Raw genomic sequence first — 20,660 nt, 5'->3', positions numbered from 1 at the left:
GCGAGAGCCCAGCAGGAACAGGAAAGGCCCCGGGAGAAATCCCGGGGCCTTTCCTGTTACCGAACGCTGCTGCGTACCGGCGCCGTGCGCGGGTTACGCGTTGAGCTTGTGGCTCTCGTCGTGCCATGCCTCAGCCATTGGGCGAAGCTTCGCCTCATGCTTGGCTGCGTGGTGTGCGCAGAAGAGCAGCTCGCTGCCACTCAGCGTCGCACGCACGTATGCCTGTGCGCCGCAGCTGTCGCAACGGTCGAGTCCGCTGAGCGGACGTTCCGCCGTTGTCGCCTCCGCTACGTCAGCGGTCTGTTCCAGTGTGCTCATGGCCACCTCCCGGTAGTTCAATTGCTTCCATCCAATCATCCCTCAGCCTATAAGGCGCTGTTTGTGGGTGCCGTTTCGCTGACCGCGTACGATCCGCGGTGTTTTCGCTCGAGAAACCTCACTCGCCGTGCCCAGTCACAGGCAGTGTCGGTGGCGTGCTCTACAGTGGGGGAGTCTCCAAGAAAGCAGGTTCTTTCACGTGGCTGAATCCAGTTACTCTGCCAGGCACCTCACCGTACTCGAGGGGCTTGAAGCCGTTCGTAAGCGTCCGGGTATGTACATCGGCACGACCGACTCGCGCGGACTCATGCACTGCCTGTGGGAGATCATCGATAACTCCGTTGACGAGGCCCTCGCAGGCCACGGCTCGAGCATTCGCATCACGTTGCACGCGGACGGCAGCGTCACCGTCGCCGACGACGGGCGAGGCGTGCCCGTTGACATCGAACCGCGCAGCGGTCTGAGCGGCGTCGAGCTCGTCTTCACGAAGCTGCACGCGGGCGGCAAGTTCGGTGGCGGCGGCTACGCCTCGTCCGGCGGCCTGCACGGTGTCGGCGCCTCCGTGGTCAACGCACTGTCCTCACGCCTCGACGTCGAGGTCGACCGCGACGGCAAGACCTGGGCGATGTCCTTCCGGCACGGCGAGCCAGGGGTGTTCGCTGGCGAGGGCCCTGACAGCGATTTCGCTCCGTTTGACCGCGCGACGGGTATCCAGGCGATCGGCAAGGTGAAGAAGGGCGTCACCGGTACGCGGGTGCGCTACTGGGCGGATCCGCAGATCTTCCTGTCGACCGCGCGCTTCGAGGCCGACGCGCTCATCGCGCGTGCCCGGCAAACCGCCTTCCTGGTCACGGGGCTCACGATCGAAATTGTCGATCAGCGACCCGAATCGCTCGACGAGAGCGGCGCACCAGTCGTTCACAGCTTCAACTACGAGGGCGGGATCGCGGAGTTCGTCAACTTCCTCGCCGTCGACGCCCCGGTCACCGACACGTGGCGGGTGAACGACTCCGGGAAATTCACGGAGACCGTTCCCGTGATGGACGAGACGACCGGGCACCTGGTCTCGCGCGAGGTCGAGCGTGAGTGTGAGGTCGATATCGCCCTCCGCTGGGGCACCGGCTACGACACCGAGATCCAGAGCTTCGTGAACATCATCGCGACGCCGAAGGGTGGCACGCACCTCGCCGGCTTCGAGCAGGGCCTCACCAAGTTCTTCCGCAAGCAGATCGAGACGAACGCTCGCAAGCTGAAGGCCGGTTCGGACAAGCCCGAGAAAGACGACATCCTCACGGGGCTCACCGCCGTGGTCACCGTTCGGGTGCCCGAGCCGCAGTTCGAGGGGCAGACGAAGGAAGTGCTTGGCACAGCCGCCGTCCGCCAGATCGTGTCGAAGTCCGTGGCGAAGGCGCTGACTGAGCGCTACGAGTCGACGAAGAAGCACGACAAGGCCCAGACCGGCACGCTGCTCGAGAAGATGGTTTCTGAGATGAAGTCTCGGATCGCCATGCGGACGCAGCGTGACACGGCGCGCCGCAAGAGCACCCTCGAGAGCTCCTCGCTGCCGTCCAAGCTCATTGACTGCCGTTCGAAAGACGTCGCGAACTCTGAGCTCTTCATCGTCGAGGGCGACAGTGCCCTCGGCACCGCGAAGCCGGCACGCGACAGCGAATACCAGGCGCTCTTGCCGATCCGGGGCAAGATCCTCAATGTGCAGAAGGCCTCGCTCGCCGAGATGCTCTCGAACACCGAGTGCGGCGCGATCATCAAGGTCATCGGGGCGGGATCGGGCCGCGACTTCGACCTCGAATCGGCGCGCTACGGCAAGGTGATTCTTATGAGCGACGCGGACGTCGACGGCGCGCACATTCGCACGCTGCTGCTCACGCTGTTCTTCCGCTACATGCGCCCCATGCTCGAAGCCGGCCGTGTGTACGCAGCGGTGCCACCGCTGCATCGCGTCATCGTGCAGAATGCGGGCCGCAAGCCCAACGACGTGATCTACACCTACAGCGAGCGCGAGCTGCAGACGCTGCTCACAGACCTGCGCAAGCGCGGGAAGAAATACCAGGAGCCGATCCAGCGCTACAAGGGCCTCGGTGAGATGGACGCCGATCAGCTCGCAGAGACCACGATGGACCGCGAGCACCGCACGCTGCGCCGGGTGCGCCTCGAAGACGCACACGCGGCGGCCCAGATGTTCGAGCTGCTCATGGGCAACGAGGTTGCCCCGCGCAAGGAGTTCATCATCGAGAACGCTGACGACCTCGACCGGGAGCGCATCGACGCCTAGCTGCGCTGCGGCGCCCCAACGGCGGTGCTTCTGGAGGTGCTCCTCGCGGTGGTTCCACGGCGGCGCGCCCGCCGTGGAACCACCCGAGCGCTACAGCATGCGTGCGCGGAGCGCGGTGAGGGCCTCAGGCGGCAAGCCTAGCCCCTCGGTCGCGTATCGCGCGACGTCGCCGTACTGCTCGCGCACCTGCCCGAAGGCAGCGTCGAGGTAGCTTTCGCGAACCCCGAGTACCGGCATGACGGTCGCCCGGCTGACGCCCTGTGCCTCCAGCGCCGCAAACACGGGCTCGAGTGCCGGCAGCAGGTCGGTGTTGGTGCGCATGTAGTCGGCAGAGATGGCGTCCTCGGAAGCGCCGAGGATCGAGAGCACCAGGGCTGCGGCCCATCCCGTGCGGTCCTTGCCAGTGGTGCAGTGGAAGAGCGCCGCACCCTCCCGGGCTGGATCGGCGAGGTCGAGCACGAACGCGCGGTAGGCATGCTGTGCCGAGGGAAGCCGCACGAGGTCGCGGTAGGTCTCCTCAAACAGCCGCTCCGCTTTGCCTCCGGCGAGCGAGTCAGCGAACCCCTGCGGATTGCTCGTGATGCTCCCGAGCGTCGCCGCGACACTCAGGGAGCTGTCCGCAAGCACGTCGAGTGCGACCGCGCGTGCGCCCCCTGGCACGCGGTCGGGGGCTGAGCTCGCCTCGTCCGCTGTCCGGAGGTCGAACACGGTGCGAACGCCAAGGGCACCGAGGGCCTCCTCTGCGCCGGGCGCGGAGAGTGACGCTGATCTGAACAGCACGCCGGGCGCGACGAGCGCACCGTCAGCGGCGGCAATGCCCCCGAGATCTCGCAGGTTCGCGACGGCGCTGGGCTGCGACGCCGCGCGCTCCCCGCTCACACGAGCTCCGGCCGCGGCGCGACCCACGTGCCGTCAAGCACCGCGGGCCTGGGGCGGTAGAGTCGCAGCACGTAGTTCCAGCCCGGCATGATGGGCAGCGCGTTTGCGACGCCGTCGAGCTGTACGCCGAAGCGAATCGTCACGCCGTCGTCGGCGTCCCTGACCGCCGTCAGGCTGTTGATGCTGTTCACGCCGAGCGCGTTCTCCTCGAAGTAGCCCGCGGCGTTGTACAGCGAGACCGACCAGAACGCGTCGACGGGAACGTCGCTCAGCCGGAGCCGGTACTCGGCGACCGGGAGGTTCTCGCTCACGCTAATGTAGGTCGCCTCGTATTCGGGGAGCCCGCCCCAGCCTGACGCGGTTCCGAGAAGGTGCATCACCGGGTCCACCTCGGCGGCGGTGCCGAACGAGCGGTCGTACTTGCTCACGCCGCGCGCGAGCGTGAGGATCGCCTCGCGGGTCTCAGTGTGCGAGGCCTCGTCGTAGTCGGGGAGCGGGAACGGGCCCGACCCGCCACCCGTGAGCTTCAGGGCGTTCTGCAGCCGGTTCACCTCGGCGACGTCCGCGGGAACCGCCGGGTCCACGAGGATCCGCACGATGAGCGCGGCGTAATCGCTTCCGACGAGCTCGCGGGTGAGCACGTGCTCACCGGCCTCGCTGAGGATGAGCGGGCCGTAGTGATCCTGGTTGACGACCCACACCGAAATGTAGCGGTCGCCGACCTCGGGCAGCGTGACAGTGACGTCGCCTCGCACATCAATGATCGCGCTGCTGTACAGCGTGTCCCGGTTCTGCCGGATGATGGGCTGGTCGTCGAGCGGCTTGAGCTCGTAGGTGTGGTTCCACTGGCCCAGGCCAGAGCCTAGCGCCAGGCGGGAGAACATGAGATCGGTTTCTGCCCGGTTGAAGTTCTTGACGTTTACGGGGATGGGGGACAAGGTGGGGTCCTTTCGAAGTGGTGCGGGTCTGAGTGCTCACGGTTGATGCCGCGTGCGCGCGGCAGGTGTGCGCGGGAAGCGCTGGCAGGCGTGCGCGGGAAACACGGGGCACTCGGAAGCGCGGGAGGCGTGTGACGGGCAGCGGCCTAGGCGAGCGCCTTCGCCTTGAGCGCGTCGAACTCGGGCTGCGTGATGGTGCCTGCGGCGAGCAGCTCGGCGGCCCCGGCGATCTCCTCCGCGGGGGTGCGCCCGGCCACCTCCCGAATCTACGAGGCCGTCGCGGCCTCCGCCTCGCGCCCCGCGGCCTGCGTTCGCGACGCCATGCCGCCGCCGCGGGTGATGAGGTACACGAGGGCGGTGAGGAGTGGGAGGAAGATGAGGAACAGTGCCCACACGGCCTTCCCCCAGCCGCTCAGGCTGTGATCGCGGAACAGGTCGGTGATGATCGCGAAGAGTGCGAACAGGTAGCTGATGAAGATGACTGCCCAGAGCATCCAGCCGAGCATTTCCCAGAGATTCATGTGTGTTCCTTTTCAGTGGTGGCCCGAGTGGGCCGCGGAGCTCGCTACAGGGCGGCGATGCCCTTGCCGAGCATGAGGGCTCCCATGACGGTGAGGAGCACGGTCGTGATGATTGCGTTTTCGCGCGCGAGCCACCGGTGCAGTGACTCGAGCGCTGGCCTGAGCCGATCAGCCGCGAGGAAGTAGGCGCCGACGGGGATGAGCACCGTTGACACCGCGCACCCGATGAAGACGGCGGTCGCGATCGTTGCCTGGCCGGCGCTCAGCCCGGCGCTGCCGATAATCACGCCGGCGCTGGCCGCGATGAGGAGGTTCTTCGGGCGCGGCCCCGAGAGCAGCAGGCCGAGTCCGAGCGCGCGGCCGAAGGTGAAGGAGTCGATGGCAGACATCCACTTCGGCAGCGGCGCGTCCTCGCCGGGCTTCGGGCGGCCACGCCAGCCCTTCAGCGCGAGCAGGAGCATGAGCGCGGCCAGGACGAAGTGTGTGATTGCCTGCGCCACACTCTTGCCACCCGTCGCCGCCTGCTCGGGGAGTAGGCCGGCGATGAGCACGGACACGGTGACCGGCACCGCGATGCCGAGCAGCCAGCCGAGGAAGAACCCCGGGCCTGTCTGCTTGGCCCGTGGGGAGAGCAACATGAGCACGACAGCGACGATGGAGAGCGGGCTGATTGCGATCGCGATGGTGAGCGGCAGCACCTCGCCGATGATGGTGTTTAGCATGTGCGGTCCCTTGACTCGAGCGGGTTGGGTGAGGCGGGGTCGCCGAGTGCGGCCCGGTTCGTGGGGTGCAGCGTGTCATCCGGCATGACGACTCCGAAGTGGCGCAGGCGCGGGAGGGCGTCGCTGCGGACGCGGCTGAAGCTCAGGGCGATCTCGCGTTCCGAGAGCCACTGGCGGAGCCCTGCGAAGGCCTCGGCCCCGGTGACGTCGACGTCGGTGATGGCCTCCATGTCGATGACGAGCGAGCGCACGGCCGCTTCGCCTGCCGGCCGTGTCACCGCGGCTTTCGCTGCGGCTACGAAGACGCTGCCGTTCGCGAAGAACAGCGGTGCGGCCATGCGCAGCACGACGGTGTTCGGGGCCGAGACGCGCGGCGCGCCGTCTGGCTCGTCGCCGGGCGCGATGACGTCGATCGCGGGGCTCGCCGCGCGCCTGGCGAGATTCACGAGCGCGAGCACAAAGGCCACGAGGATCCCGGCGATCGCGCCGACGAAGACGGTCACGAGCAGGCAGACGATCCCGATCCAGAACTCGCTCTTCGAGGTGCGCCAGAGCCCGCGAAACTCCGTCACCCCGAGCAGCGGAAGCACTGCGACGGCGACGATCGCGCCGATGGCGGGCGAGGGGATGCTCGCGAGCAGTGAGGTGCCGAACAGGAGGAAGCCGAGCGTTCCGGCGGCGAGTACGAGCGACGGCAGCTGCGTGCGGGATCCGGCCGCGTCCATCGCCGCGGTGCGGCTCGTCGAGGCACCTTGCACAAACGATCCGCTCGCCCCGGCCGCGATGTTCGCGACACCGAGCGCGAGCAGGTCGCGGTTCGGGCGCGTCGCGTAGCCGCGCTTCTCAGCGTAGGAGCGAGCCACCAGCAGCCCCTCCGCCGAGGTGACCAGCGTGAGGGCGATGGCGGACGGCACGATCGCGAGCCAGTCGTGCCACGCCAGTACGGGCCAGGTGAGCACGGGCGGCCCGCCGGGAATGGCCCCGAGCACCCGCACCCCGTGCGCCTCCGCGCCGGTTGCCACGACGAGCACCGTCGCCAGCACCATGACGGCGAGCGCCCAGGGAATCATTGGGGCGAGTTTCTTCCCCGCGATGAGGACGAGTAGCCCCGCGGCCGCGATCAGCACGGATGGCAGGTTCGTCTCGGCGAGCCCCGTCGCGATGCGCACGAGCTTCGCACCGAACTCGGCCCCCGACTCGACGCTGATGCCGAGCATCTTCGCGACCTGGGAGAGCAGGATGTCGAGGGCGAGGCCGCTGACAAAGCCGATGAGGATCGGTTTCGAGAGGAAGTTCGCGAGAAAGCCGAGCTTGAAGACCGACATGAGCAGGAAGAGCACGCCGCAGAGCACGGCCTGCGCGAGCGCCATCGCGGCGTAGTGGGCGGATCCGGCGACCGCAATTCCCCCGAGCGACGAGGCGACGAGTGCTGCCGCCGCGGCGTCAGGCGACACCACGAGCTGCCGCGATGAGGTGACGAGGGCCCACACCACGGTGGGCACGATGAGGGCATAGAGCCCGGCGGTGGCGGGGAGCCCGGCGATCTGGGCGTAGCCGATGTTCAGCGGGATCGCGATCGCGAGCAGCGTGACGCCAGCCAGGAGCTCGCGGCCGGCATTGTGGCGGGTGAGGCCTGGGATGATTGTGCGCATTGCTGCAATAGTCCCCGAAAACCGGGCTCCGCGGAAGCAATCTCACCCTTCTCGGATGAGGGGCGGTGGCCGAGGAGGGAGCTATCTTCCTCCCGTGATGCACAGAGGGATATCCTGTGAGTCATGATCGATGCCATCCGTCGCGAGCTCGCAGCAGGCGACGTCGATCGCGCTCTCGGCCTCCTGCGCAGGCACTGGCTCAACCTGATCCTTGAGTCGCACACCGCCGAGCTCGAGCAGCTCTGCGTCGAGTTCTCCGCTGCCGAGGATCCCGACCTGCTGCTCATTCGTGCCTGCTGCAGAGACCTCCTCGGTGATTCCCACGGGGCCTCGTTTCTCCGCGGTCAAGGCCTGCGCGCCGCACCCACCGAGTTCGTCGCCTGCTTTACCAACCTCCTGCTCGCGCCCGACACACCCACGAAGGCTACGATCGCCGACGAAGCGAAGCGAGCGCTTGCCAAGTGCGGTCCGGGCGACGACTATCCCTCAGCGCTGTTCCTGCTCGGCTGGGCAGAGGTGCGACTGCGGCGCAACCTGCCGGAGGCAATCGCGCTGCTGCGCTCCGCGTCGGAAGAGGCGCGGCTGCACAAGCGGGGCGAGACGCTCCACCTCGCGCAGGCAAACCTCGCCTTCGCGCTCGCGCTCGCCGGTGCGTTCACCGAGGCTGAGACGATCCTCGACGGCCTGCGGCCCCAGAACCCCGCGAACGACTGGGAACGCTTCGAGGGCGGCCTGTGTGATTCAACGCGGGGATCGATCGCGTACTGGCGCGGAGACTTCGAGCGCGCGGTCGCGCTGCTCGACCCGCTCGTACGCGAGGGCAGCCCCGGAACGGACTTCGAAGCCCACGCTCGGCTGTTCCTCGTGATGAGCCTGATCGCGATACAGCGGAAGGACCGCTACCGGGAGGCCTCCCGACTCCTGCAGGGCGTGAGCGCCGAGGATAAGCACGGAATCCCGTGGGGAACGCTACGCCGCGTGGCGGCCGGTTGGCTCGCGCACGCCGAGGGCAACGATGCGGTCGCACGACAGATCGCCAGCCCCGCGCTCATGCGCAGCGGTGCCCCGGTCGCGCACGCGCTCCTCGCTGAGCTCTTCAGCCGCCTCGGCGACGCGGAACGGGCAGCCCAGGCGCTCAGCCTCGCCGCCGTGAGCACGCCGCCCCGCTACGCGGTCGTGAGCACCCTCGCGACCTCGGCCTCCCTTGCTGCCGCACGCGGCCGCGGGCCGCTCGCGCACGAGTACCTTGAGCGGGCACTTGAGGCGGCCGAGAGTGAGCGTGTCCTCGCCCCGTTTCTCGCCCCAGACTCCGTGATTGGTGACCTGCTCAGCGCCCACGCAAACGGAGGGACCGCACACGAGCGGTTCTTGCAGACAATCTTCGCGGAGCGAGATCGGCACTCGGCGGTCGTCACGGGGCTGCTCACGAGGCGCGAGCGCGAGATCCTCACCCTCCTGCGCACCACGATGACGGGCGAGGAGATCGCAGCAGAGCTGTCGATCGCATACCCGACCGTGAAAACGCACATTCGGGCTATCTACAAGAAGCTCGGAGTGAGTACGCGGCGGGCTGCGCTCACAGCGGCGGACCAGCGCTAGCTGGGGTCAGCCGCACGGAGCGGCCTACGGCGCCTCACCGATGTAGGCAATCGCGCTCTCGAGCGGGGTGCCCGAGCCGTCGCGCTTGCCGAGCTCCTCGGGGAGCTTGCGGGCCGCGCCGTCAGCGGCGAGGGCGCGTGGCTCGCCCGTGCCGACCCAGGCCGCGACGAGGCGATCCTCGCCCTTCAGGAAGCGCTGCGCGCGGACACCACCGGTCGCACGGCCCTTCGCCGGGAACTCTGCCCAGTCCGAGACCTTCGCAGACGACACGAGCGCGCTGAGCAGCGCGTTCTCGTCGGATCCCTCGGCCACGGTTGCAACGCGCGCCTCTGCGTCCTCGGCGACTGCCGTTGCGAAGAGCACGCGTGCCCCGGCACCGAGCTTCATGCCGGCCATACCGCCGGCTGGCCGGCCCTGCGGCCGAACGGTGGAGGCAGAGAAGCGCAGCAGCTGGGCGTCGCTCGATACCGCGACGAACTCTGCGGAATCTGGCACGGGGAAGGCGGCGACGACCGAGTCGCCCAGCTTGAGGGTAATGACCTCGAACTCGGGGCGCGCAGGCAGGTCCGTGAGCACGACGCGCTTGACGATGCCCTGCTCGGTGAACATGCCGACCGGGGTCTCAGCGTCGAGCGGCACGACCCCAACAATGCGAAGCTTCTTGTCGGTGAGCCCGATGTATTCGGCGAGCTTCACGCCGGCCGAGAACGCGATCGATGCCCCCGGCACGAGCGGTAGGTCAACGGGGGTGAAGCGGTGCAGCGAGCCGTCGGAGAGGATCGCGCCCAGCTCGCCCCGGACCGTCGTGTCGATGCGGGTCGTGACGGCACCGTGCTTCGTGGCGCGCGGGGTTGCGCGGGCCACCTCCTGCCCCTCGGGGTCGCGGTCGACACGCAGCGCGCGACCGGTCGCCGAGAGCAGCACGGTGCACGGGGTGTCTGCGACCTGCAGTGCGTCGGGGGAGACCGCCGCGCGGGCCGGGCGTGCGACCGCGCCAGTGAGGAGCGTGCGGCGCGGCGTGCCGTAGGCGGTCGCCGCGGCGTCGAGTTCGGTGGCGACGACTCCGCGGAGCCGCTCCTTGCTGCTGAGGATCTCGAGGAGCGCCTCAATCTCTGCCTTCAGCTGGTCACGCTCGCCTTCGAGCTCCACGCGGGAGAACTTCGTCAGGCGGCGCAGCCGGAGCTCGAGAATGTACTCGGCCTGCAGCTCAGAGAGGTCGAATACCTGCTGCAGCCGTGAGCGCGCCTCGTCGGAGTCGTCGCTCGTGCGGATGACCTGGATCACCTCGTCGATGTCGAGGATTGCGATAAGCAGGCCCTCAACGAGGTGCAGCCGCTCGCGGCGCTTTCGCAGCCGGTACTCGCTACGGCGCGTGACGACCGAGAGTCGGTGGTCGAGGAAGACGCGCAGCATTTCGCGCAGGCTGAGCGTCTGCGGCTGCCCCTCGACGAGCGCAACCGAGTTGATGCTGAATGAGTCTTCGAGCGGCGTGTAGCGGTAGAGCAGTTCGAGCACGGCCTCGGGGGAGAAGCCAGTCTTCAGCGTGATGACGAGCTTCAGCCCGTTCTTGCGGTCTGAGAGGTCGACGACGTCGGTGATGCCGGTGATCTTCTTCGCCTCGACGCCCTGCTTGATGCGGTCGATGACGCGCTCGGGGCCGACGAGGTACGGCAGCTCGGTGACGATGATGCCGGTGCGGCGCGGGCCGATCTGCTCGATCGAGACCTTTGCGCGGGTGCGGAACGCCCCGCGGCCCGTGCGGTAGGCGTCGGTGACGCCGTCGAGGCCCACGATGGTGCCGCCCCCGGGAAGGTCAGGGCCGGGGATGAACTCCATGAGCTCCTCGACCGTCGCACCCGGGTGGTAGAGCAGGTGCTTCGCGCCCTCGACGACCTCGATGAGGTTGTGCGGGGCGAGGTTCGTCGCCATTCCCACCGCGATACCGCTTGCGCCGTTCACGAGCAGGTTGGGAACCGCCGAGGGGAGTACCTCCGGCTGCAGCAGCTGGTTGTCGTAGTTCGGGACGAAGTCGACGACGTCTTCGTCGAGCGACTCGGTCATCGCGAGGGCGGCACCGGCGAGCCTCGCCTCGGTGTAACGCGCGGCAGCAGGGCCGTCGTCGAGCGAGCCGAAGTTTCCGTGCCCGTCGATGAGTGGCAGCCGCAGCGCGAAGTCTTGCGAGAGCCGAACGAGCGCGTCGTAGATTGACGAGTCACCGTGCGGGTGGAGCTTACCCATGACCTCGCCGACGACGCGGGCAGACTTCACGTGGCCCTTGTCGGGGCGCAGCCCCATATCGGTCATCATGTAGAGGATGCGGCGCTGCACGGGCTTCAGGCCGTCACGCGCGTCGGGCAGCGCCCGCGAATAGATCACCGAATAGGCGTACTCGAGGAAGGAACCTTCCATCTCTTCAGAGATGTCGATGTCTTCGATGCGTTCGCCGGGAGCCTCGTGGGCTGCTCCGGGAGTATCCATGTCGGTTACGTCGGCCATAATGGGTTTCATGCTACCGACTGCTACCGACAACGGCGGGAGGCTTGCCGCGATTTTGCCGACTGGCCTCGCCGCGCTCGCGCTCGGCCACGATCTCTCCGCCGAAACCGTGCTCGGGGCGGCGAGCGGTCGAGAGCTCGGCAACGATGTGGTCGGGAGCGATGTGGTCGGGATGCTGCCGGCGATCCGCTCGCTCGTCATTCTCGCCGTTGACGGTCTCGGCAGCGCGAATCTCAAGGCGCGCAAGGGGCACGCTCCAACGATTTCGGCGCTGCAGCAGCGGCGCATCACCACGGTCACGCCGTCGACCACCGGGGCCGCGCTCACGGCGCTGACGACGGGCCGCCTGCCCGCCGAACACGGCCTCATCGGCTATCGCATCATGCACCCAGAGCTCGGGCTGATCTCGCCGCTGCGCGACTGGGAGGGCATCGCCGACCCGCGAAGCTGGCAGCGCGCGCCGTCGCTGTTCGAGACCGCCGCCTCCGCCGGAGTGCGGGCGCGCGCGTACGGTCGGCCTGCCCACACCGGGAGTGGGCTCACGAACGCAATCCTCACCGGCGCCGACTACACAGGCGGCGACCGCATCGAAGACCGGCTGGCGGCGGCGAAAGCGCACTTGGGCTCGGGCGAGCCCACCCTTGCCTACGTCTACGTCGATGAGCTCGACCGTGCGGGGCACCAGCACGGCTGGCAGAGCGAGGAGTGGTCGCGCCGCCTCGAGCAGCTCGACGCGGCGCTCGCCGGTTTTCTGACGGGGCTCCCCAGCGAGACGGGGCTCATCATCACGGCCGATCACGGCATGGTTGACGTCGCCGCCCACCAGCAGATCGTCTTTGACCTCGGCGCCCCGGAGTTCGCGGGCGTGCGCGCCGTCGGAGGCGAACCGCGCTTCAGGAGCTTCTACCTGAACGACGGAGAGGATCCCGCGCACTTCGCCGAGATGCTCACAGAACTCGAGGGCAAGCGGGCGTGGGTCGCCACCCGCGACGAACTCTTCGCGTCGGGGGTGTTCGGCGACGTCGTCGGTGAGGGAGTCGCCGAGCGCGTCGGAGACGTGGTGCTCGCGGCACGCGCGCAGTGCGCCTACTACTCGACCGAGGACGACCCTGAGGCCCTGAAGATGGTCGGGCAGCACGGCTCGTGGACCGACGAGGAGCGCGGGATCCCGCTGATCCTCGGCGGGGCCCTCGCGGGCAGCTCATTCGCGCGGGCGGTCGAGCTTGTCGCCGCGGCGGCACCCACGCCGCGCGTCTAGCGACGTGCCACTCGCGTGCGCGAGACAGGCGCGAGACGGGTGCGCCGCAACCTCCGGAGCCCCCGGTGCGCTAGGCGGGGTCGTCGTCGCTGCGTGTGCCGAAGAGGATGTCGTCCCAGCTCGGGATCGAGGAGCGGCCGCGCTTGCTATCGCTTCGCTTCGCGTCGCGCTTTGCACCCGAGCGTTTCGTTGATGCCGTCTCGGAGTCGGCAGCAGCTGCGCCAGTGCCATCGGCGGCGTCTCCGCTCGCTACATCGATGTCGAGCGTCGCTGGTATGCCGGAGGCATCGTGTGCGTCGCTGTCAGCGGCCGTGGTGCCGGAGTCCCTGACGCCCGAGCGTCCGGCACCCGCTGCCGTGCCATCGGTCCGTTCGGTGGCCGCTGCATCGGGTCTTGCTGCGTCGGGTGTCGCGGAAACGCCGAGCGTTCCCCAGATGTTCGCTGCCGCGCCTGAGCGCTTGCCGGGCTGCGGCCGGGGACCCGCGTCGATGAGTGCGCGCGGCGAGCGGTCGGCAGCCCACTGGTCGGCGGAGTCGCCTGCAGCGGGTTCCGAATCGCTGCCGGGCTCCCCGTCAAGCGCGAGCTCCGCCTCGAGCGAGCGCTCACCGCGTCGCCGCCTGAGCGCGTCGAGGAGGTCGGCAGTCTGGCTGAGGTCTGCTGCGCCGTCGTCTGGCGTATTCACCGCGAGGTGGTCGATGTCTCGCCGGCGCTCGTATTCTGCGTCGGCGTTGAGCGGGGGAGCGTCCTGCGACGCGGACTGAGCCCCCTGCGAGGCATGAGCGCCCTGCTCGGACTGCTGCACCGCATCGGCCGGTGTGAGCGGCTGAATCTCCGCCGTTGGCGCGAGTAGGCCGTCGGGGTCAAAGACTGGGGTGTCGACGCGCTCGGGCTGCTCGTTGTCGACCGCACGAAGCTTCGGGATGAGCCTGTCGCCAACTTCGCCGAGCTTTGAGAGGTTCGTTGCGTCGGGCGTGAGCGGGCTGAGCACGCGCTTCTTGTGGTCGAATGTCCAGACGGCGTCGTGCTCGCCCTCGCGGGAATCGAAGGTGAGCCCGATGAGCCATCCGGCCTCGTCGTCACGCCAGGATCGCCAGCTGCTCTCGGTGTTTCCCAGCCCGATGAGGCGCTCGGAGATGACCTGCCCAAAGCGCTGCTCGTCGGCGTTCGCGGTGGGCGTACTCGAAGTTTGCGTGGCATCGGTGCGGACAGACACGGCGTGCGCGAGGTCGAGCATGTAGCGCATTTCGGCGCGCACGGGCTCCTCGAAGCGCTCGACGTCGGCCTCGTCGAGACCGGTCTCGCTTGCCACCTCGGCGCGGGTCTTGCCCGAGCGCAGAAGTGCCTGGATCTCGCGGGGGCGCACACGCACCGAACTCGCTGTACGGGGCGTCGCCAGGCGCACTTCTTGGGCAATCTCTTCGTCGACGACCAAGCGGTATTCTTCGCCGAGCTCGTTCGCGAGGATGAGGGAACCCTCCTCGCGCCGTACTACGCGCAGTTCATCCATTGCAGATCCCTTCGATGTTCGCTCAAGCGTGCCACAGCTTGCGCGTAGGAGTGGGTATTGACCCGGGCGAGTGCGCGGATGCTTTCGGCGGGCGCGCCGTGCCCGAGAATATTAGTTTGCGTTCGAACGATCTATCGGGCAGACTATGGCCGCTCCCATAGCCAGCCGCGACGAATTGCAGGAGAAACATGGCAACCGATTACGATGCCCCTCGGAAGAACGACGACGAAACAGCAGAGTCGATTGAGGCGCTGAAAGAGCGTGGCCCGTCGAAGGGAACCTCGTCGCTCGACTCCGAAGACGCGGACAACCCGAGTTTCGACCTCGGCGGCTCTGACCTCTCCGACGTCGAGCTCGACGTCGTGGTGCTGCCGCAGCAGGCAGATGAGTTCACCTGCGTGAGCTGCTTCCTCGTGCGCCACCGCTCGCAGCTCTCACGCGAGACCGACCTCGGGCCGATCTGCGTGGAGTGCGACGCGTAACAGCGTGCCTACGCCGCTGTCCGAAGCGCCTCTGCGAGCGCGAGTGGCTTGCGGCTGGTGATGATCCAGAACGGCGTTGCATCTGACGCGTCAGTAATCTCGAGCTTCACCCCGCGGTGGATCCATCCCCGCACAACCAAGTAGTTTCGGGCGTCAGCTCCGGGGCCAATTACGTCCCGGAGCGCGTCCGAACCGAGCGGTTCAATCTCACCGATCATGTCGGTTGAGATGTGGGCCCGACCGGCGCGCAGCGTCCCGTCACGCACCTCGACCACCGGGCTCAGCGCCACAAAGATGAGCGCGACGAGCACGTACATGCCGATCGCCACGGGAATAGCCGCGCCCTTGTTGATCGGCATCATAATGAGTGCCGTTGCTGGGATGAGGAGCAGCCAAGCGCCGAAGAACCCGAATCCTGGGAGAAGGCGCTCGCGATAGCGAACTGCCGTAGTCTGTGCGGTCATGATCCCATTATCTCCCGTTGTCGGGCGGGAAGCTGTGTGCGCTGCGTTTCGCTGCCTGATTCTCGCGCGCGTTCGGGCGGGTTTGCCGCGGCATCCGATAGCCTGATCTCGTGACTGACGTAGTACGTGTACCCATAGTTGCGGAGCCGCCTCCGCAGTACGCCCACTCCGACGATGCTGGAGCCGATCTTCGCGCGGCAGAGGCCGTCATTATTGAGCCCGGCCATCGTGCGCTCGTTGGCACCGGAGTGTCGATCGCGCTGCCCGAGGGGTACGCCGCGTTTGTGGTACCCCGCAGCGGACTTGCCGCGAAGCGCGGAATCACGGTCGTGAACTCACCGGGAACCGTCGACGCTGGCTACCGCGGCGAAATCAAGATCACGCTCCTCAACACCGACCTCTCCGAGCCGTTCGAGGTGGCCGTCGGCGACCGGATCGCGCAGCTGCTGGTGATGCCGGTGAGCCGTGCGGTCTTTGTGCCGGTTGCCGAGCTTCCCAACGACACCGCGCGCGGCGCACAGGGCTTTGGTTCCACCGGAGTGAGCGACGCGGTCTAACGCCCCGCGGGTGACCCAGATATTTAGGAGACAATCAAGTATGAGCGAATACGAAGTGAACGAGTCGGCCGCTGACGCGCAGGAGACCACCGAGGAGGCTGCCGAGGCGGTCGACACCTCGAAGTCTGCGCCCGCGGATCGCGAGACGGCCGGCCCGTTCGATTTTGCTGAGGTCCCGGCAATGCGGCCGTACGTCGATCTCGGCGGCATCAAGATCGCGCCGCGTGAGGGCCTGCAGATGCGTCTCGAGGTCGATGAGCGCGCGCAGCGCGTCGTCGCCGTCTCGCTCGAGTACGCCGAGTCGCTGCTGCAGGTGCAGGCGTTCTCCGCTCCCAAGTCGAGCGGCATGTGGCACCAGATTCGTCGCGACCTCACCACCCAGCTTGAGGGCCAGGGAGCCGAGGTGCGCGAGGAAGACGGCGTGCTCGGCGCTGAGATCGTGACCGCAACCGCGGTTCCCGCCGACCAGGGCGGCGGCACGCGCGCGGCGCGCTTCATTGGCGTCGATGGACCGCGGTGGATCCTCCGCGGCATTCTCATGGGTAAGGCCGCAGTCGACGCGGAGACCCGCGAGCAGGTCATCGAGCTCTTCCGTGAGATCGTCGTCGTGCGCGGCGATCTGCCGATGCCTCCCGGCGACCTGCTGCCGCTGCGTGTGCCCGCGGGCGTGCAGCCCGGAGCTCAGGGTGCCGGAGCGACTGACGCGTGAGCCCCGAGCGCTCCGAGGGCTCCGAGGGCTCCGAGGGCTCGGAAAGTTTCGAGCAGTCGGCAGGCTCTGAACTTCCGGAGGGCTTCGGCGGTGCTGACGCAGCTTCGGGCGGCGATCCCGCTGCCGGGCAGCCCCCGGTTTCCGGGCAGGCGGCCCGTCTCGCGAGCCTGAATGGGGGGATCGCGCGCGCGGTCCGCGCGGGTGCCGAGGGTGAGGATCTCACCGCGGCGGGCGTGTTCCAAGCGATCGGCGGCGTGCGCGGCGTAGTCGAGGCGATCGTTCCGAGCCTGCTGTTCGTCGTGCTCTTCGTCGTTACGCAGGATGCGCGGTTGTCCGCGCTCGTGCCTGGCGGGCTCGCCCTGCTGCTCGTCGCGCTGCGGCTGATTCAGCGCGAGCCAGTCGTCTCCGCGCTGTCTGGCATGCTCGGCGTAGGTATCGCCGTCATCATTACCCTGGTGACGGGCCGCGGCGTGGACTACTTCCTCTCCGGGTTCATCGTGAACATTGCGTGGGGCACCGGACTGCTTGCGTCGATCCTCGTTGGCTGGCCCGCGGTAGGCCTGCTCATCGGCATGCTCGACGGCGACATGCGCGGGTGGCGGAAGAATCGGAGGGTCCGTCGGACGGCGCTGTGGCTCACCGTGATGTGGCTTGGCTTGTTTGTTGCGCGGCTCGCGGTGCAGTTGCCGATGTATCTCGCGGAGCGGGTGGAAGCGTTGGGCGTCGCGAGAATCGTGATGGGCGTGCCGTTCTTCGCGGTGATCATCATCGTTACGTGGTTCGCCGTGCGCAGGCTCCGATCTTCATCAGATGATTCGCCGGACAAAAAGGGCGTAATCTCGGGGGAGAACACCCCGTCGGAGTGACAGCAGAGATCCTCTTGAGGGTGTAGGATTTATCTTGACATCGAGAGACTTTGGAGGGACCTCATGGCATCGATCAACAGCTTCGGCGCACGCGACACGCTTGCAGTCGGAGACAAGAACTACGAAATCTTCAAGATTGCTGAAGTCGCCGGCAGCGAGCGGCTCCCGTACAGCCTGAAGGTGCTGCTCGAGAACCTGCTCCGCACGGAAGACGGCGCAAACGTCACGACCAAGCACATTGAGGCGCTCGGCAACTGGGATCCGTCGGCAGAGCCCGACACGGAGATCCAGTTCAGCCCGGCACGCGTCATCATGCAGGACTTCACTGGTGTTCCCTGCATCGTCGACCTCGCCACCATGCGCGAGGCAGTGACCGACCTCGGGGGAGACCCCGCAAAGATCAACCCGCTTGCGCCCGCAGAGCTCGTGATTGACCACTCGGTCATCTCCGACTCCTACGGCAACAAGGAGGCGTTCGCGAAGAACGTCGCGATGGAATACGAGCGCAACGGTGAGCGCTACCAGTTCCTCCGCTGGGGCCAGGGCGCCTTCGATGACTTCAAGGTTGTTCCCCCGGGGACCGGCATCGTGCACCAGGTGAACATTGAGCACCTCGCGCGCGTTACCTTCACCCGCGAGGTTGACGGTGTCACGCAGGCGTACCCCGACACCTCTGTCGGCACCGACTCGCACACGACCATGCAGAACGGTCTCGGCGTGCTCGGCTGGGGCGTTGGCGGCATCGAGGCCGAGGCAGCAATGCTCGGCCAGCCGATCTCCATGCTCATCCCGCGCGTCGTCGGCTTCAAGCTCTCTGGCAAGATCCCCGCTGGCGTCACCGCAACCGACGTCGTGCTCACGATCACCCAGCAGCTCCGCCAGCACGGCGTAGTCGGCAAGTTCGTTGAGTTCTACGGCGAGGGCGTCGGCTCCGTGCCGCTCGCAAACCGTGCAACCATCGGCAACATGAGCCCCGAGTTCGGCTCGACCGCAGCCATGTTCCCCGTCGACGAGGTCACCCTCGACTACATGCGCCTCACCGGCCGCTCGGACGAGCAGGTTGAGCTCGTCAAGGCGTACACGCAGGCGCAGGGCATGTGGCACGACCCGAGCGTCGAGCCCGTGTTCTCGGAGTACCTCGAACTCGATCTCAGCACCGTTGTCTCGTCGATCGCTGGCCCGAAGCGCCCGCAGGATCGTATCGAGCTCACGAGCGCGAAGGATCAGTTCGAGATCGACCTGAAGAACTACACCGAGGCGTCGAACCCCGCCAAGGTGAAGGACGACCAGGGTCGCGAGTTCGAGCTCGATCACGGCGCGGTCACGCTTGCATCGATCACCTCGTGCACGAACACCTCGAACCCCTCGGTGATGCTCGCGGCCGGTGTGCTCGCGCGTAACGCCGTAGCGAAGGGCCTCAAGGCGAAGCCGTGGGTGAAGACCACGCTCGCTCCCGGCTCGAAGGTTGTCACCGACTACTACGAGAAGTCGGGCCTGAACACCGACCTCGAGGCACTCGGCTTCTACCTTGTCGGCTACGGCTGCATGACCTGCATCGGTAACTCCGGTCCGCTGAACGACGAGATCTCGGCCGCGGTCAACGACCACGACCTCGCCGTCACCGCGGTGCTCTCGGGTAACCGTAACTTCGAGGGTCGCATCAACCCGGACATCAAGATGAACTACCTCGCGAGCCCCCCGCTCGTCGTTGCGTACTCGCTCGCCGGCACGATGGACTTCGACTTCGAAACCGAGTCGCTCGGCGAGGATTCCGAGGGCAACGACGTGTTCCTCCGCGACATCTGGCCAGACCCGACCGAGGTGCAGAAGATCGCTGACGCCTCGATCGACTCTGACATGTTCCGCGAGAAGTACGCGACCGTGTTCGACGGTGACGAGCACTGGACCTCGCTGCCGACCCCCGAGGGCAACACCTTCGCATGGGACGAGGCTTCGACCTACGTGCGCAAGGCGCCCTACTTCGACGGCATGGAGGTCACTCCTGCTCCCGTCGAGGACATCACGGGCGCTCGTGTGCTTGCAAAGCTGGGCGACTCGGTCACGACCGACCACATCAGCCCCGCAGGCAGCTTCCGCGCCGAGACCCCGGCAGGCCGCTACCTCGTCGAGAACGGCATCGCTGTCCGTGACTTCAACACCTACGGCTCGCGCCGTGGCAACCACGAGGTCATGATCCGCGGCACCTTCGCGAACATCCGCCTGCGCAACCAGCTCCTCGACAACGTCGAGGGTGGCTTCACCCGCGACTTCACGCAGGAGGGCGGCCCGCAGTCGTACATCTACGACGCGTCGCAGAACTACCAGGCAGCTGGCACTCCGCTCGTCGTCCTCGGCGGCAAGGAGTACGGCTCCGGTTCGTCGCGTGACTGGGCAGCAAAGGGCACCAGCCTCCTCGGCGTCAAGGCCGTCATCACCGAGAGCTTCGAGAGGATCCACCGCTCGAACCTCATCGGCATGGGCGTGCTGCCGCTGCAGTTCCCCGTCGGCAAGAACGCCGACAGCCTGGGCCTCGACGGCACCGAGACGTTCGACATCTCGGGCGTAGCGGAGCTGAACAACGGCGTCACCCCGAAGACCGTCAAGGTCTCGGCCACGAAGGCTGACGGCTCGGTCGTCTCCTTCGACGCGGTTGTCCGTATCGACACCCCGGGTGAGGCAGACTACTACCGCAACGGCGGCATCCTGCAGTACGTGCTGCGCTCGCTCGCGAAGTAGTACACGCCCGGGCTCTAGCCCTGCGCGATAGCAAGACCCCCGTGCCCTGATAGGGCATGGGGGTCTTGCTGTTGTGGCCGCGGAAGCTTTGGGCGTGATCTCAGGCCCTCCGTGCGGAGCCATGTCATTGCTATGTATGGCATCACTCTTGACACTTCTATACCTAAATAGTTACCCTTGTGTCATGTACTCGGTTGCCGATTTCGCCTCGCAGAAGGGCATTTCCGTGTCGCGAGTACGGCAGCTCGTAGCGGCGGGCGACATACCTTCCGAGCGTGTGGGAAACCTTGTAGTGATTCCAGCCAGGGCCGCTGGGTGGCGTCCGCGCAGCCGCCGCCCGCTCAGCGATCGGATGGCTGCCGCGCTGTTAGATGCCTTGAGCGGATCGTTACCGGAAGTGTCTCCCAAAGAACTATCACGGGTACGGGCGCACCTCGTGCTGATGCACAGCTCTCCCCACCCAGCGGTGGTGCTGTCCGATCTGCTTGCCTCACGAAGTCGCAGGCAAAGCTTCTCGGCGCATCCCGACGACCTGAAAGATCTGAAGTCGGACAAGCGTTTGAAGCTTTCAGGCGCCTCGCTGCCTGAGTTTCAGTTGTCACCGGGGTCCTCGCTTGACGCCTACGTCGCTCCAGTCGACATCGAGGGCGTTGTGCGGGAATA

19 protein-coding genes are annotated in these 20,660 nt (G+C 67.2%); 9 read left to right on the top strand and 10 right to left on the bottom strand.

What is annotated here, in order from left to right; translation table 11 throughout:
* Positions 1-93: 93 nt before the first annotated feature.
* Complete coding sequence (locus ACI1US_RS08535) at positions 94-318, bottom strand: DUF7455 domain-containing protein (protein WP_416549578.1); 225 nt, start codon at positions 316-318, stop codon at positions 94-96.
* A 199-nt stretch (positions 319-517) separates the two neighbouring features.
* On the opposite strand from ACI1US_RS08535, the gene ACI1US_RS08530 reads away from it, so the two are divergent.
* The gene (locus tag ACI1US_RS08530) at positions 518-2,611 is read left to right on the top strand and encodes a DNA gyrase/topoisomerase IV subunit B (protein WP_416549577.1); all 2,094 of its coding nucleotides are present in this window, start codon (positions 518-520) and stop codon (positions 2,609-2,611) included.
* 90 nt (positions 2,612-2,701) lie between these two features.
* Here the strand turns inward: ACI1US_RS08530 and ACI1US_RS08525 are convergent, their stop codons facing one another.
* From ACI1US_RS08525 to ACI1US_RS08500, 6 genes are all read right to left on the bottom strand, one after another.
* Positions 2,702-3,490, bottom strand: coding sequence for a tyrosine-protein phosphatase (locus ACI1US_RS08525; RefSeq protein WP_461639733.1), 789 nt, complete (start codon positions 3,488-3,490; stop codon positions 2,702-2,704).
* A complete protein-coding gene (locus ACI1US_RS08520) occupies positions 3,487-4,428 on the bottom strand; it encodes a DUF1214 domain-containing protein (protein WP_461639731.1) in 942 nt (313 codons plus the stop codon). The genes ACI1US_RS08525 and ACI1US_RS08520 overlap by 4 nt, the downstream gene beginning before the upstream one ends.
* A 146-nt stretch (positions 4,429-4,574) precedes the next feature.
* Positions 4,575-4,685: an SHOCT domain-containing protein gene (locus ACI1US_RS08515; protein WP_461639729.1), complete on the bottom strand. Its 111-nt coding sequence runs from the start codon at positions 4,683-4,685 to the stop codon at positions 4,575-4,577.
* A gap of 9 nt (positions 4,686-4,694) precedes the next feature.
* Positions 4,695-4,949, bottom strand: coding sequence for a PLDc N-terminal domain-containing protein (locus ACI1US_RS08510; RefSeq protein WP_461639727.1), 255 nt, complete (start codon positions 4,947-4,949; stop codon positions 4,695-4,697).
* 44 nt (positions 4,950-4,993) lie between these two features.
* Positions 4,994-5,671, bottom strand: a complete 678-nt coding sequence (locus ACI1US_RS08505) for a GAP family protein (RefSeq protein WP_461639725.1) — start codon at positions 5,669-5,671, stop codon at positions 4,994-4,996.
* Entirely contained in the window at positions 5,665-7,323 is a 1,659-nt protein-coding gene (locus tag ACI1US_RS08500; protein ID WP_461639723.1) for a SulP family inorganic anion transporter, read from the bottom strand. Before ACI1US_RS08500 ends, ACI1US_RS08505 begins: the two co-directional genes overlap by 7 nt.
* A gap of 123 nt (positions 7,324-7,446) precedes the next feature.
* On the opposite strand from ACI1US_RS08500, the gene ACI1US_RS08495 reads away from it, so the two are divergent.
* Positions 7,447-8,922 (top strand): helix-turn-helix transcriptional regulator, encoded by a 1,476-nt coding sequence (locus tag ACI1US_RS08495; RefSeq protein ID WP_461639721.1) that lies wholly within the window; start codon positions 7,447-7,449, stop codon positions 8,920-8,922.
* Between the two features lie 24 nt (positions 8,923-8,946).
* Here the strand turns inward: ACI1US_RS08495 and ACI1US_RS08490 are convergent, their stop codons facing one another.
* A complete protein-coding gene (locus tag ACI1US_RS08490) occupies positions 8,947-11,418 on the bottom strand; it encodes a DNA gyrase/topoisomerase IV subunit A (protein ID WP_461639719.1) in 2,472 nt (823 codons plus the stop codon).
* A 10-nt stretch (positions 11,419-11,428) separates the two neighbouring features.
* Between ACI1US_RS08490 and ACI1US_RS08485 the strand changes: the two genes are divergently transcribed.
* Positions 11,429-12,676, top strand: coding sequence for an alkaline phosphatase family protein (locus ACI1US_RS08485; RefSeq protein ID WP_461639717.1), 1,248 nt, complete (start codon positions 11,429-11,431; stop codon positions 12,674-12,676).
* A 70-nt stretch (positions 12,677-12,746) separates the two neighbouring features.
* Here the strand turns inward: ACI1US_RS08485 and sepH are convergent, their stop codons facing one another.
* Positions 12,747-14,183 carry a septation protein SepH gene (sepH, locus tag ACI1US_RS08480; protein ID WP_461639715.1) on the bottom strand — a complete coding sequence of 479 codons (1,437 nt, stop codon included), beginning with the start codon at positions 14,181-14,183 and terminating at the stop codon, positions 12,747-12,749.
* Between the two features lie 188 nt (positions 14,184-14,371).
* Between sepH and ACI1US_RS08475 the strand changes: the two genes are divergently transcribed.
* Positions 14,372-14,665, top strand: coding sequence for a DUF4193 domain-containing protein (locus ACI1US_RS08475; RefSeq protein ID WP_461639714.1), 294 nt, complete (start codon positions 14,372-14,374; stop codon positions 14,663-14,665).
* An 8-nt stretch (positions 14,666-14,673) separates the two neighbouring features.
* Here ACI1US_RS08475 and ACI1US_RS08470 read toward each other — a convergent pair whose 3' ends face one another.
* Complete coding sequence (locus tag ACI1US_RS08470) at positions 14,674-15,129, bottom strand: DUF3093 domain-containing protein (protein WP_461639712.1); 456 nt, start codon at positions 15,127-15,129, stop codon at positions 14,674-14,676.
* 110 nt (positions 15,130-15,239) lie between these two features.
* On the opposite strand from ACI1US_RS08470, the gene dut reads away from it, so the two are divergent.
* The 5 genes from dut to ACI1US_RS08445 form a co-directional block, all read left to right on the top strand.
* Positions 15,240-15,686, top strand: a complete 447-nt coding sequence (dut, locus tag ACI1US_RS08465) for a dUTP diphosphatase (RefSeq protein ID WP_461639710.1) — start codon at positions 15,240-15,242, stop codon at positions 15,684-15,686.
* Between the two features lie 40 nt (positions 15,687-15,726).
* Positions 15,727-16,395 carry a DUF3710 domain-containing protein gene (locus ACI1US_RS08460; protein WP_461639708.1) on the top strand — a complete coding sequence of 223 codons (669 nt, stop codon included), beginning with the start codon at positions 15,727-15,729 and terminating at the stop codon, positions 16,393-16,395.
* The gene (locus ACI1US_RS08455) at positions 16,392-17,261 is read left to right on the top strand and encodes a DUF3159 domain-containing protein (protein WP_461639706.1); all 870 of its coding nucleotides are present in this window, start codon (positions 16,392-16,394) and stop codon (positions 17,259-17,261) included. The genes ACI1US_RS08460 and ACI1US_RS08455 overlap by 4 nt, the downstream gene beginning before the upstream one ends.
* 63 nt (positions 17,262-17,324) lie before the next feature.
* Entirely contained in the window at positions 17,325-19,997 is a 2,673-nt protein-coding gene (gene acnA, locus ACI1US_RS08450) for an aconitate hydratase AcnA (protein ID WP_416549575.1), read from the top strand.
* Positions 19,998-20,181: 184 nt separating this feature from the next.
* Positions 20,182-20,660 (top strand): MerR family transcriptional regulator (locus ACI1US_RS08445; RefSeq protein ID WP_461639704.1); only part of this gene is annotated, 479 nt, incomplete at its 3' end.

It is taken from the genome of Leucobacter sp. BZR 635 (genome assembly GCF_048061935.2).
Taxonomy (GTDB): Bacteria; Actinomycetota; Actinomycetes; order Actinomycetales; family Microbacteriaceae; genus Leucobacter.
The sequence above is the reverse complement of the archived record's forward strand: the minus strand, read 5'-3'. Positions and strand labels throughout refer to the sequence as shown.